Here is a 13,573-nt window from a genome sequence, read left to right as displayed (position 1 = left end):
AATCAGTTTTGGTCATCCTGACCATAACTAGTCCAAGGGCGGACTTGTCCGGCCAACAGCGAAAGGCGGTGGAAGGTGTACACAAGCTCAGCCAACGTCTCCGAGCGCCAGGCGGCGCCGCCGTCACTGGCCATCTCCACCGTCATTTTCGCGCTGCGCCCCAGCGAAAGTTCCGGCCGGCCCACGCTGTGGCTGCCCCTGGTCCGGCGGATCCGGGAGCCGTACAAAGGGTTGTGGGCGCTGCCGGGCGGCCCCTTGAGCCACTCCGAATCCCTGCAGGATGCGGCATCGCGGAACCTGATGGAGACCACCGGTCTCGCCCCCAGCTACCTTGAGCAGCTGTATGCCTTTGGCGGGCTGCACCGCTCACCCACCCAGCGGGTGGTCTCGATTGTCTACTGGGCCCTGGTCCAGCCCACCGAAGCCGCGCTCGCGGACGAGTCGGAAAACGTCCGATGGTTCCGGGCGGACCGGCTGGGGGAGCTCGCCTTCGACCACAACGCGATCGTGGACTACGCGCTTTGGCGGCTGCGCAACAAGCTGGCCTACGGTTCCGTGGCCTACCACCTGCTCGGGGAGTACTTCACCCTCGCCCAGGTCCGGGAAGTCTACGAGGCGGTGCTGGACAGGCAACTGGACCCCGCCAACTTCCGGCGGCAGCTCAAATCCACTCCGGACATAGAAGAAACCGGCGAGTACCTCCAGGGCGGCAAGCACCGCCCTCCCCGCCTTTACCGCTTTACCGGCCGGCCCGGCCTTGACCCAGACAACAGGAGCACACCATGAGCAGCGTCAACACAGCAGTCCAGCTGATCACGCGCGAACAGGCCGAAAAAGGCACCACCGCAAAGGGCAGCACGTGCAGCCCCGCACTGGCCAAGGGGCCGTGGGACTACGATCTCGCAGAGGCGCTCGCCGGTATACCCGCCTACGGCCCCGGCGCCTCCAGCGGCGATGTTGCCCCGCCGGCAACCCCACGCCAGGGGCAGCTGCCGGAGGAGTACAAGCTTGCCGGCGACGCCGAGCTGGGCGAGCGGATTCTGGCCGCGAAGGCTGCACTGGGGGACAGGGCCGTCATCCTGGGGCACTTCTACCAGCGCGATGAAGTGATCCAGTACGCCGACTTCGTGGGTGACTCCTTCCAGCTGGCCAACGCCGCCCTCACCCGGCCGGACGCCGAGGCCATCATCTTCTGCGGCGTCCACTTCATGGCCGAAACCGCTGACATCCTTTCCGCGCCGGAACAGGCTGTCATCCTCCCCAACCTTGCAGCCGGCTGCTCCATGGCGGACATGGCTGATGAGGACTCCGTGGCCGAGTGCTGGGAGCAGCTCGAGGAGATTTACGGCACCGAGCCCGACGCCGAGGGCAGGGTTCCGGTCATCCCTGTCACCTACATGAACTCCTCCGCAGCCCTGAAGGCTTTCTGCGGTGAGCGCGGCGGCATCGTCTGTACCTCCTCAAACGCCTCGACCGTCCTCGAGTGGGCGTTCCAGCGTGCCCAGCGGGTGCTGTTCTTCCCGGACCAGCATCTGGGCCGCAACACGGCGAAAGCCCTGGGCGTGCCCCTGGAGCAGATGCCCATGTGGAACCCCCGCAAGGACCTGGGCGGCAACGACGAACAGGCGCTGCTCGATTCCAGGGTCATTCTGTGGCACGGGTTCTGCTCCGTGCACAAGCGCTTCAATGTAGCCCAGATCGACAAGGCCCGTGCCGACTTCCCCGGAGTCCAGGTGATCGTCCACCCTGAGTGCCCCATGGAAGTGGTGGATGCAGCCGATTCCGCCGGTTCCACCGACTTCATCAAGAAGGCCATCGCCGCGGCCACGGAGCCCACCACTTTCGCCATCGGTACCGAAATCAACATGGTGAACCGGCTCGCAGCCGAATACCCGCAGCACACGATTTTCTGCCTGGACCCCGTCATCTGCCCCTGCTCCACCATGTACCGCATCCACCCCGGCTACCTGGCCTGGGTTCTCGAAGAACTGGTTGCCGGGCGCGTCGTTAACAGGATCACCGTGTCGGACTCGGTGCAGGACCACGCCCGGACAGCACTCGAGCGCATGCTCGCGGCCAGGCCTTCATGACAAGGCCTCCCACCCCGGCTCCCCGGAAGGTCCGCAGGGCGCCCGGACCCTGCGGTGTACCCGGCCCTGTCCCCGGCCACCGGAGTACTGTGGCGCGTCCCCGGCTGATCGTTGTCGGCAGTGGCATCGCGGGGCTGTACGCTGCCTTGCTGGTGGCGGATTCCGGTGCCGACGTGGTGCTCCTGAGCAAGGGCAAGCTTCACGAAAGCAACACCTGGTACGCGCAGGGCGGGATCTCAGCGGTGCTGGACGGGCATGCTCCGGGTGACTCTGTGGCAGCCCATATTGCCGACACGCTCCAGGCCGGGGCGGGGCATTGCGATGACGAGGCCGTCCGGCTGATGTGCACCGAGGCGCGCCGGGACATCGCGGGATTGCGGTGGTTCGGCGTCAATTTCGATGCAGAGGCCGACGGCGGCCCGGCCTTGGGGCTGGAGGCAGCCCATTCAGCGCCCCGCATCCTCCATGCCGGCGGCGACGCTACCGGAGCGAAGGTAGCCGCGGCGCTGATCCAGTCAGTGCTGGACCGGCAGGCCGACGGGGTCCTGGCGGTCCGGACCTCTGCCCACGCAACGTCCCTGCTGCAGCAGGACGGCAAGGTCAGGGGAGTGGAGTTCCTTCAGGACGGGAGCAGGGCCGCAATTTACGGGGACGCGGTGCTGCTGGCAACAGGAGGAGCGGGCCAGTTGTTCGCCAAGACCACCAATCCCGCCGTGGCCACCGCCGATGGCCTTGCACTCGCAGTCCGCGCCGGAGCCGCAATAGCCGACCTGGAATTTTTCCAGTTCCACCCCACCTGTCTGGTTCCCGGGGCCAGCGCCCCGAACCCGGGCAGGGGGCCCGGGCAGGACCAGGATCCGCTCCTCATCTCCGAGGCCGTCCGCGGTGAAGGAGCCATCCTCGTCGATGGCAACGGCAAGCGGTTCATGCGGGCCTACCACCCCGACGCCGAGCTTGCCCCGCGCGACGTCGTGTCCCGCAGCATCGCCCTGCACCTGGCCAAGCTCGGCGACCCCAACGGCCACGTCTACCTCGACGCACGCGTCATTGAACAGGCCAAGGGCCCCGGATTCCTGGCCCAGCGCTTCCCCACCCTCACGCAGCGGACACTCGACGCCGGCATCGACTGGACTCGGGAACTGGTTCCCGTGGCCCCGGCGGCCCACTATTGGATGGGCGGAGTATTCACCGACACTCACGGCAGGACCACAGTGCCCGGGCTCTACGCCGCAGGGGAAGTCGCCTGCACCGGCGTCCAAGGTGCAAACCGGCTGGCCAGCAACTCCCTTCTCGAAGGACTTGTCTTCGGCCGCCGCGCTGTTGAAGACTTCCTGGAGGGCGGTTCCGCAGGTCCCTCGGCGCCTGCGCTCCCGCCTCGCACCGGCGACCGCCTCGCAAGCTCGGCGGCCGGTGCGGACGCTCACGCGACAACGGCGCTGCCGGGACCTCCGGAACTGCCCCATGGATTCTTCGCGGGGCAGCCTGAATCAGGTGCTCCGGCCGGGAGCCTGTTGGCCAGCTTCGGTGGGGATGGGGGGAGTGAGCCGTTTTCGCGGGAAGCCCTGCGGCGGCTGATGACTGCCAAAGCCGGGGTGCTGCGCTCCGGGGAGCTGTTGGCTGAGGCGGCGGACACTCTGGAGCGGTGGGCCGCCGTCGTTCGTCCTGCAGCTGTTTCTGTTGGCACCGACACCCGCCTGCATGAGGACCGGAACCTGCTGCTCGCCGCGCAGCTGCTGGTGGCTGCAGCCCAACAGCGCAGTGAGTCCCTGGGCGCCCATTACCGCAGCGATTATCCGGCCGATGCTGAGGGTATCGCCGATGAATTTGAAGAAACCTCCCCGACCCGCCCGAAAGCGAGCCTTGTCCATGACTGAGTTGTCCCTGACCGAAAACACCGTGATCGAAGCGGTGGCTGCGAAGGGCCCTCGCCTGAACCTGACGCTGCCGTCGGCGCCGGTGCGGGAGATCCTGGAGCGGGCCTTCGCCGAAGACGCCCCGGCGGGGGATATCACCTCCCAGCTGTTGATTCCCGCAGACGCCCGTGCCACGGCCGTGCTGAACGCACGCGTTCCCGGCGTCCTCAGTGGCGCCACGGTGTTCCGGGACGCCATGCTGCTGGTGGATCCGGACACCGAAGTGGAGCTGCTGCTCGGGGACGGGGACACGTTCGACGCCGGCACGCACCTTGCGCGGGTCAGCGGCCGGGCCAGGTCGGTGCTCCTGGCCGAGCGTGTGGCCCTCAACCTGGTCCAGCGGATGTCCGCCATCGCCACGAGGACCGCAGAGTTTGTCCGGCTGGCCGAGGGGACGTCCGCCCGGATCACCGACACCCGCAAGACCACGCCCGGGCTGCGGATCCTGGAGCGGTTCGCCGTGCGCTGCGGCGGCGGCGCCAACCACCGGTACAGCCTCTCCGACGCCGTACTGGCCAAGGACAACCACCTCGCCGTGATGACCGGCGCCGATCCCGCCCGGCTCACCGGGCTCCTCGCCGCCGCGAAAGCGCAGCTGGGGCACACCACGCACTTCGAGGTGGAGGTGGACCGCCTGGACCAGATCGAGCCGGTCCTGGCCGCCGGCGTGGACACCATCATGCTGGACAACTTCACCGTCGAGGAGCTGAAGGCCGGTGTCGCACTGGTGGCCGGGCGGGCACGCGTCGAGGCCAGCGGAAACGTGAACCCCGGGACAGTGGCAGGAATCGCAGCTACGGGAGTCGACGTCATTTCCGTTGGCGCCCTGACCCACACGGTGGCGGCCCTGGACCTGGGGCTGGACGTCGAACTGACCGTCAGGTAACAACCATGATCTTCCTTGACGCAGCCGCCACAACGCCGGTCCGCCGTGAGGTGCTGGAGGCGATGTGGCCATACCTGACCGCCGAGTTCGGCAATCCGTCAAGCCATCACACCTTGGGCGAGGCGGCTGCCGCTGCGCTCGCGGGTGCCCGGAAGTCGGTCGCAGCCATCCTGGGCTGCCGGCCCGGCGAACTGACCTTCACTGCCGGGGGAACGGAAGCGGACAACCTCGCCATCAAGGGGATCGCCCTGGCACGGCAGGCGGCAGATCCGCAGCTCAACCGGGTGGCGATCAGCGCCGTCGAACATCCTGCGGTGGAGGAGTCTGCCCGGTACCTGGAACGCTTCCACGGCTTCGCGGTTGATGTGATTCCTGTTGACGGGAACGGGCTCGTGACGCCGGAAGCGCTCGGGGCCATGCTTCGGCCGGAAACCGCCCTCGCCAGCATCCTGTACGCCAACAACGAGGTAGGAACGGTACAGCCCATCGCCGAACTGGCCGGCATGGCGCGCGGACTCGGCATCCCCTTCCACACCGATGCCGTCCAGGCGGCCGGATGGCTGCCGCTGGACACCGAGGCGCTCGGGGTTGATGCGATAAGCATTTCCGGTCACAAGCTCGGGGCGCCCAAGGGATGCGGCGTGCTGTACGTCCGTGGCCGCACCAAGGTGGAACCCCTGATTCACGGCGGCGGGCAGGAACGCGGCCGGCGGTCAGGAACAGAGAATGTGGCGGGAGCCGTGGGCCTTGCCACCGCCTTGACCCTCGCCCAGGCAGGCCAGGTGGAAGAACGACTGCGGGTGGCGGCCCTGCGGGACACGTTTATCGGCTCTGTACTCACCGGTGTTCCGGGAGCCATCCTCACCGGGCACCCGGTTGGGCGGCTGCCTTCCGTGGCATCCTTCTGCTTCCCCGGAACCAGCGGTGAATCGGTGTTGCTTGAATTGGAACGCCAAGGCGTTGTGTGCTCCAGCGGTTCAGCCTGCGCGGCTGGTTCTGATGCACCGTCGGCGGTGCTCACCGCATTGGGAATTTCCCCGGAAGTGGCCCAGACGGCCGTCCGGTTCAGTTTCGGTGCAGCGGTCACAGAAGCGGATTTGGAGGCGGCGGCTGCGGCGGTGCTTGACGCTGTCGGACGGGTCAGGGCCCTGGGCGCCTAACGCCGTGGCTGGAGGCTGAGAAGCTTTGTCAGTAAAGCTCGCCCACCGGGATCTCCACTGCCAGCCGGTTTGACGGTCCTGGCAGCGGGCAGGCCCAGGCCTCGTTGTAGGCGCACGACGGGTTGTACGCAAAGTTGAAGTCCAGGACAAAGGCGGCATCCGGGCCGGTGCCATTGGCGCCGTGGAACGCGCCCTTGATGGTGTCCAGCAGATACCGTCCGGCCCCGTAGCTGCCGCCGGGCTGGCCGGCAGTGGCGTCCCGGAAAGGCACAAAAATACCGCCGCCGTATCCCTGCAGCTTCCATACCGCGAGCTGGCCTACTTCCGGAAGGTCAAAGGTGCCCAGCCGGACGAAGCGGACCGCGCCGTCGGTGCCCGTTTCCACGCTGATTTCCCTGCCCGCTCCCTGCTGGGTCAACGGCACATGGAACCGGTAGATGGGATCATAGTCTGCCGTTTTGAGCCCGGAAAAGTGCGCCTTATCTGCCGTGGTCAATGGAGAGGCAGGGTGCGTGGCGAACATCAGGTCGCGCTGATGGCGCCAGTAGGAATGGGACTCCGCCGGGTTTTCGAGCGAAAGCTTGCGGACGTTGTGATACAGGGCAAACGTCCGCAACCGCCAGTCAGCGATGTCGACGGCCGAAATGTCCGTCCGGTTTTCTTCGGCTGCGCCCTGATGCTCTTCCATAGCCCCAGCCTAGCCCCAGGGCGCGCCATACCGGCCGACGGCGACACCCGGTTGGGCGCGCCGTTTCCGTTCCCTCCGGGCACAGCGGAAACACCGCCAAAGTCAACGCCCGGCGGGGAGGCGCCGTTAGGCTGTCTGCATGAAAGGCAAGGCATCCATCACAGTCCTGCTGGCAGCAACCGTCCTCCTGGCGGGCTGCTCGGCTCCGCAGGGCAGCGGTCCCGGCTGGACAGCGCAGCCAGACTCTTCAGGCGCGGGAACCACTGCTCCTGCATCAGCGGGCGCCTCGGCAACAGTCACGTCGACGGCCGGAGCCAACGCCGGCGGGACGCCCGCCACGGGGCCACAGGCCGTTGCCACAGCGGCCGCCTGGAAGACTTTCTCAGATCCCGGCAGGACCGTCAGCTTCGAACTCCCGGAGGACTGGATCGTGCAGTCCGTTACGCCGGACAAAGGGGCGCTGCCCGGCGCGCTGAAAGTCGAAGTGAAAAAGCCGGACGGCACTTTCCTGGCAGCGCTGCGGACCGGCCTGCCGCCGTCGCCCGCCGAGTGCCGCGGTACCAGGCAGCGGCCTTACACGGTGGTCAGCAGCGTTCCCGTCGAGCTGGCCGCCGCGGATGGGGAAGGAACCATACCGCCAAGGGTGGTTTTCCGGGTGATCCAGGGGTACCGCTACTTTGGTTCCTACGGCATCACCAACGTGGTGGGCGGCAGCGACGGGCATGCGTGCGAGCTCCGTAACATCGTCCGTGGCCCGGCGGGAAAGGGCGACTACTCCTTTGGCGATGTGGTCTCCGTCAAGGCCTTTGCTCCGGATGAAAAAGTGGCTCCCGCCAAAGCGTTCGACACCCTGGACCAGGCCGCCCGGTACGCCTCGGAAGACACTGAATTCGCCAATGTCCAGCGGATGCTAATGTCTCTGGAGATCAAAAACTAGTCCCGTTCCCCGCCTCCACCATGCGCCGGGCAGAGCGGGGACTTTTCTTCCACCGCCGACACCCGGAGAGCAATGGAACGCAGTGTTTCCGCACGACTGGTCTTCAAGACTGTAGCCAACACCAAGGTGGCCATGGCCATCGCCGTAGCGCGGAACAGAGGCTACTCCTCCTTCGGGGAGACCCTGGCCGTGACAGCCGGGGGACGGCAGGTTCCCCTGACCGAGGTTTCGGACCACCACGGGGGCAGGTTCCATTACATGGAGTTTGCCGAGCCGGCAGAAGTAACAGTGGAATACTCCGCGACCGTGGGCGGAAAGGGGGAGCCTGAGGAAGCTGAGCTCGCCGACCGGATCCGCTACGTCCGGCCCAGCCGCTACGCGGAATCCGACCGGCTCCTGCCCACCGCCTACGCGGAGTTCGAAGGAGTCCGCGGCGGCGAGCTGCTGCACGCCGTCAGGAACTGGGTGAACCAGGAACTGCGGTACCTGAGCGGGTCTTCCCGGGGCACGGACGGCGCAGTGGAAACCCTTCTCAGCCGGCGTGGAGTGTGCCGGGACTTTGCGCACCTGGCCATCGCGCTGCTGAGGTCCAAGGACATTCCAGCCCGGCTCGCCGCGGTCTACGCCCCGGGGCTGAGCCCGATGGATTTCCATGCCGTGGCTGAGGCCTATGTGGAAGGGGCCTGGCACGTCATCGATCCCACAGGGCTCGCCCCGCGGGAATCGATGCTGCGCATCACTGCCGGCCGCGACTCAGCTGACACAGCCTTCCTCTCCACCGTGGGGGGGAGCCTCATCCTCAACCAGCTTCAGGTCACCGCTGTTGTCAACGGGGCCTTGCCCGTGGAGGACCCCGCCCGGCTTGTGGAACTGGGCTAGCGGTGCAGCGTGGCCGGCGCCGGTGAGCGCCGGCGCCGGCCTTTGAAGATCCGCTAGCGGAGCGGTCGCGGACCCAGCGAATTCCGAAGCTTCTCCGTGAGCCTCCGCAGCTCCTTCTGCTCAGCCGGAGTCAGGGCCGGACCCATCAGGGTGGAGATATCCCGGACGTGCTCGCGCCCGATCTCCTTCTGCAGTTCCCGGCCGGCGTCCGTCAGCTGCAGCAGAACGCCCCGGCCGTCCTCCGGAGCCGGCATCCTGGCCACAAGCCCGCGTTTTTCCAGCCGCTCCACCAGCCGGCTGAGGCTGGACTGGCTCAGCAGGACGTTGTCGTTGAGCTCGTTGAGCCGCAGCCACCCAGTGGGGCAGCGTGAAAGCGTGAACAGGACGTCATACTCGTTCACCGCAAGCTTCCGGAAAGCCGGCCCGGACTGCAGCTTGCGCATCACGGCCACCTGGGCCCGGAACAGCGACTCCCAGGTTTCCGCGGCGAGGCGGACCGGCGACTCGGTACCCTTGCCTGCCATCACGCCTCCGCAGCGGTCTTTTCGGCGTCCTGGCCCGCGAGCAGCGCAGCCACCCGGCCGGCGTGGGTGGGCGGTTCGGGAACGTGGGCCGGCTTGCGGGCCGCGTATTCCTTGCGCAGGACGGGCAGGACTTCCTCGCCGAACAGGTCCAGCTGCTCCAGCACGGTTTTCAGCGGCAGGCCCGCGTGGTCGATCAGGAACAGCTGCCGCTGGTAGTCGCCGAAGTACTCCCGGAACGTCAGCGTTTTCTCAATGACTTCCTGCGGGCTGCCAACGGTCAGCGGTGTCTGCGAGGTGAAATCCTCCAGGGAAGGGCCGTGCCCGTACACCGGAGCGTTGTCGAAGTAGGGGCGGAACTCCTTGACGGCGTCCTGGGAATTTTTCCGCATAAAGAACTGGCCGCCCAGGCCCACGATCGCCTGGTCTGCCTTGCCATGTCCGTAGTGCTCGTAGCGCTCACGGTAAAGGCTGATCAGCTGCTGGTAGTGCTCCTTCGGCCAGAAGATGTTGTTGGCAAAGAAGCCGTCCCCAAAGTAGGCGGCCACTTCGGCGATCTGCGGGGTGCGGATGGAGCCGTGCCACACAAAGGGGGCGACGCCATCGAGGGGGCGGGGGGTGGACGTGAAGTTCTGCAGCGGCGTGCGGAACTTGCCGGACCAGTTCACGGTGTCCTCGTCCCACAGCTTGCGCAGCAGGCTGTAGTTCTCGATCGCGAGCTCCACCCCGTCCTGGATGTTCTTGCCGAACCACGGGTACACGGGAGCCGTGTTGCCGCGGCCCAGAACCAGGTCCACCCGGCCGTCGGCAAGGTGCTGGAGCATGGCGAAGTCTTCGGCGATTTTCACCGGATCATTGGTGGTGATCAGGGTGGTGGCAGTGGACAGGGTAATGCGTTCGGTCTGCGCCGCGATGTAGGCAAGGGTAGTGGTGGGGGAGGAGGAGAAGAACGGCCGGTTGTGGTGCTCGCCCAGGGCGTAGACATCCATGCCGATTTCCTCGACCTTTTTGGCGATGGCGACAGAGGCCTTGATGCGTTCATTCTCTGTGGGGGTCCGGCCCGTGGTGGGGTCCGGAGTGATGTCGCTGACGCTGAAAACACCGATCTGCATGATGTGCCTTTCCGTTGCTTGGACCTGCTGGCCTGGGTTCCAGTATAGGCCAATGTAGATGCGTTTGCATCTATCGCCGGATACAACGCTACCGGCCGGAAAATATTCCGCTTTTGTTTATTCGGGGCTTCCGGGCGCGGCGCGGCGCCCGCTGACCTTTGGCACCATGCCGGTGGTCCAGTCCCGAAGCTCTTCGTCCACGTCGGCGCCTGCACCAAACTCCGGGCGTTCCTGCAGCTCCCGGAGCAGCGCCTTCCTTTCACGGCGGCCCTCCACCAGGCGGTAAAGCACAGGAACCAGTACCAGAGTCAGGGCCGTGGAGGAAATGAGTCCGCCGATGACCACCACGGCCAGCGGCTGCGAGATAAAGCCTCCCCCGCCGGTGAGGCCCAGCGCCATGGGGGTAAGGGCAAAGACGGTGGCAAGGGCGGTCATCAGGATCGGGCGGAGCCGCTGGCGGGCACCGTGCGTGATGGCATCTGCAACGTTCATTCCCGGCCGCCCGTCGCGTGGTTGCCGGTACTGGTTGATGAGGTCAATCAGCACAATAGCGTTGGTGACCACGATTCCCACCAGCATCAGCATGCCGATCAACGAGGGCAGTCCCAGCGGGACCCCCGTTACCAGGAGCAGTGCCACGGCGCCGGTGGCTGCGAACGGCACCGAGACCAGAAGGATCAACGGCTGGATGAGGGACTTGAAGGTGGCCACCATAATCACGTAGACGATGGCGATCGCGGCCAGCAGGGCGAGACCCAGTTGCTGGAAGGACTCCTGTTGCTGGGTGGTGGCGCCGCCGAGTTCAGCGGTCACTCCGGCCGGCAGCTGCACCTCTTCAAGACGTTTTTGAACCTCCGTGTTGACCGCACCGAGGTTGGATTCCGACGGCGTCACGGAGACGCGCGCGGTGCGCTGGCCGTTACTGGCGGTGATGGATACCGGCACGTCCACCTGTTCCACCGTGGCGATGCTGCCCAGTGTGACAGGGGCGCCGGCGGCGGGGAGGGGGATCCTGCGGACGGCATCAATGCTCGTGAATTTGGTGCCCTGGCCGATCTGGACCGGGAAGTCGTCGGTGTCGATCCGGACGGTTCCGGCAGGGATTGGGCTGATGGTCGAAGCGAGGACGCCGGCCACCTGTTCTTCGTTGAGCCCGGCAGCCACGGCTTTGGCCCTGTCCACTTTCACCTGTACCACCGGCTGGCTGGCTGAAAGGTTGGTGGCGACTTCACTGGTGCCCGGAACGCCGGTCATGGCTTCGACCAAGGTGTCGCTGGCCGCCTGCAGGTCCGCCGTGCTGGCGGCCTTGATGGTGATGTCCACCGTGGACGAGGTTCCGAAGCCGCCCTGCTGGGTGCCCACGGAGACCTTCCCGGAATCGGGAACCTTTGTCAGTTCGTTCCGCACCGTCTCCTGCAGTTGCTCCTGGTCTGCCTTCTCATCCGTCACCACGGTGAAGGTGGAGTTGGAGGATCCGGTGGAGGTGAGCGCGGCAAAGCCGGCCTGGGCATTGCCGGACGTCAGCTGGACGTCCCGGACGCCGTCGATCCCGCGGAGAACCTCCTCGAGGCGGATGGCCGCGGCGCTGGTGTCGGCCAAGCTGGTGCCCGCGGGGAGCACCTGGCGGACGGTCAGGCTGTTCTGGCCCGAATTGCCCAGCAGGTTCGTTGCCAGCAGCGGGGTCATGGCGGCGGTGGCGCCCAGGACCAGGGCCGCGGCTACGAGGGTGATAACGGGATGTTTCTGGGTTTTGGAGAGGACGGGCAGGTATCCACGCTGCAGCCTGCTGCGCTGTTCCGCTTCCTGGGCCTTGGCGCGGGCCTCGGTTGCATTGAGCCGGGCGGCGTCACTGCCTGGCGTGATACTGGGATTCCGCAGGAACCAGTACGCGAGTACCGGGACTATGGTCAACGAAACCAGCAGGGAGGCCAGCAGCGCCATGGTGACTGTCAGGGCGAAAGGCCTGAACAGCTCGCCAGCGAGTTCGCCAACGAAGGCGATGGGAAGGAAGACCGCCACGGTGGTGAGGGTGGACGCTGTGATGGCGCCGGCCACTTCCCTGATGGCTGTCAGGATGGCGGTGATTTTGTCTTCCCCGTAGCTGAGGTGCCGCTTGATGTTTTCGATGACCACGATTGAGTCGTCAACCACCCGGCCGATGGCTATGGTGAGCGCCCCAAGCGTGAGGATGTTCAGCGAGTATCCGGTGGCTGACAGGCCGATGAAGGTGACCAGGAGCGAGAGCGGGATGGATACCGCCGTCACCAGCGTGGAGCGGGCAGACATCAGGAAAACCAGGATGACGGCTACGGCGAAGCCCAGGCCCAGCAGGCCCTCGGTGGTGAGGTCCTTGATGGATTTTTCGATGAAGGGGGCCTGGTCGAATACCGGCGTGAACCTGGCGTTCGATCCCAGTTCGGCCTCAAGTTCATCCAGTGTGTCCCGCACGGCGTGCGAGATGCCCACCGTGTCGCCTTCGGGTTTCTTGGTGACGGAGACGGCGAGCGTCTCTTCGCCGTTGGTCCGCGTAATGGAGGTGCGTTCGTCGTCCTTGAGGGACACATCGGCCACGGTGCCGATGGTGGCGGCATTCTCCGCCCCCGCGACGGGAAGTGCCTTGATGGCGTCCAGCGAATCGACCGGGCTGCCGATCTGCAGGGACAGGGTTTTGCCCTGCTCCTCAAGGGTGCCTGCCGGAACCAGGGTGCCGTTGTTGCCCAGCGCATCCCGGATGGAGGTGATGGAGGCGCCGGCCGCCGCCATGGCCTCCGGGCGGGGAAGGATCTCGATGTGCTGGGTGGCGCCGCCGGTCACATCGGCGCCACGGACGCCGTCGATCTTCTGCAGCCGGGGCACGCTCAACCGCTGGAGGTCAGCGTTCAGCTCGCTGAGCGACTTGTCGGAAGACACCGCCAGGAACACGATGGGGAAATCGTTGATGCTGCCGGCAAAGGCCTGCGGCTGGACGTCCTCGGGCAGGGAACGCTTGGCGTTGGAGATGGCCCGGTCAATCTGGTTCCGGGCACGGTCCAGGTTGGAACCGTACGTGAAGACCATAGTGATCTGCGAAACGCCGTTGCGCGACGTGGAGGAGGTGGATTCCAGCCCCTCCACGCCGTTCAGCGCTGTTTCAAGCGGCCCGCTTACCTGCTTGTCCACCACCTCCGGGGAGGCGCCGGGCATGGCAGTCAGCACCGTGATCTGGGGGAACTCGATCGACGGGATGAGCTCCTGCTTCAGCGACGACATGGTGATCACGCCGAAGACGGAAGCGAAAACGGTGATCAGTGCGATCAATGCCCGGTTTGCAAGTGAGAGTTGAGCCAGCCGGAACATCGAATCGGCCTCCTGTGGGGTAGTAACGAAACTGTTGCGTGCCGGAGGCCC

11 protein-coding genes are annotated in these 13,573 nt (G+C 66.2%); 7 read left to right on the top strand and 4 right to left on the bottom strand.

Annotated elements, in window-relative coordinates:
* Positions 1-75: 75 nt before the first annotated feature.
* The 5 genes from M1E07_RS12740 to M1E07_RS12720 all read left to right on the top strand — a co-directional run bounded on the left by M1E07_RS12740 (position 76) and on the right by M1E07_RS12720 (position 6,049).
* Entirely contained in the window at positions 76-786 is a 711-nt protein-coding gene (locus M1E07_RS12740) for an NUDIX hydrolase (RefSeq protein WP_461187048.1), read from the top strand.
* Positions 783-2,090, top strand: a complete 1,308-nt coding sequence (gene nadA, locus M1E07_RS12735; protein ID WP_461187047.1) for a quinolinate synthase NadA — start codon at positions 783-785, stop codon at positions 2,088-2,090. The genes M1E07_RS12740 and nadA overlap by 4 nt, the downstream gene beginning before the upstream one ends.
* Before the next feature lie 89 nt (positions 2,091-2,179).
* Entirely contained in the window at positions 2,180-3,964 is a 1,785-nt protein-coding gene (nadB, locus tag M1E07_RS12730; RefSeq protein WP_461187046.1) for an L-aspartate oxidase, read from the top strand.
* A complete protein-coding gene (nadC, locus tag M1E07_RS12725) occupies positions 3,957-4,889 on the top strand; it encodes a carboxylating nicotinate-nucleotide diphosphorylase (protein ID WP_461187045.1) in 933 nt (310 codons plus the stop codon). Before nadB ends, nadC begins: the two co-directional genes overlap by 8 nt.
* 5 nt (positions 4,890-4,894) lie before the next feature.
* A complete protein-coding gene (locus M1E07_RS12720) occupies positions 4,895-6,049 on the top strand; it encodes a cysteine desulfurase family protein (RefSeq protein WP_461187044.1) in 1,155 nt (384 codons plus the stop codon).
* 28 nt (positions 6,050-6,077) lie between these two features.
* Here M1E07_RS12720 and M1E07_RS12715 read toward each other — a convergent pair whose 3' ends face one another.
* Complete coding sequence (locus M1E07_RS12715; RefSeq protein WP_461187043.1) at positions 6,078-6,737, bottom strand: DUF1684 domain-containing protein; 660 nt, start codon at positions 6,735-6,737, stop codon at positions 6,078-6,080.
* 139 nt (positions 6,738-6,876) lie between these two features.
* Between M1E07_RS12715 and M1E07_RS12710 the strand changes: the two genes are divergently transcribed.
* Both M1E07_RS12710 and M1E07_RS12705 read left to right on the top strand, forming a co-directional pair.
* Complete coding sequence (locus M1E07_RS12710) at positions 6,877-7,674, top strand: hypothetical protein (protein WP_461187042.1); 798 nt, start codon at positions 6,877-6,879, stop codon at positions 7,672-7,674.
* A 72-nt stretch (positions 7,675-7,746) separates the two neighbouring features.
* A complete protein-coding gene (locus M1E07_RS12705; RefSeq protein ID WP_461187041.1) occupies positions 7,747-8,553 on the top strand; it encodes a transglutaminase-like domain-containing protein in 807 nt (268 codons plus the stop codon).
* 53 nt (positions 8,554-8,606) lie between these two features.
* Here M1E07_RS12705 and M1E07_RS12700 read toward each other — a convergent pair whose 3' ends face one another.
* From M1E07_RS12700 to M1E07_RS12690, 3 genes are all read right to left on the bottom strand, one after another.
* A complete protein-coding gene (locus M1E07_RS12700) occupies positions 8,607-9,077 on the bottom strand; it encodes a MarR family winged helix-turn-helix transcriptional regulator (RefSeq protein ID WP_461187040.1) in 471 nt (156 codons plus the stop codon).
* Positions 9,077-10,186: an LLM class flavin-dependent oxidoreductase gene (locus tag M1E07_RS12695; RefSeq protein ID WP_461187039.1), complete on the bottom strand. Its 1,110-nt coding sequence runs from the start codon at positions 10,184-10,186 to the stop codon at positions 9,077-9,079. The genes M1E07_RS12700 and M1E07_RS12695 overlap by 1 nt, the downstream gene beginning before the upstream one ends.
* Before the next feature lie 117 nt (positions 10,187-10,303).
* Entirely contained in the window at positions 10,304-13,522 is a 3,219-nt protein-coding gene (locus tag M1E07_RS12690) for an efflux RND transporter permease subunit (protein WP_461187038.1), read from the bottom strand.
* Positions 13,523-13,573 lie beyond the last annotated feature (51 nt).

Source organism: Arthrobacter sp. Z4-13 (assembly GCF_054792705.1).
Note: the sequence above shows the minus strand (reverse complement) of the source record. Positions and strands in the feature narration are given on the sequence as shown.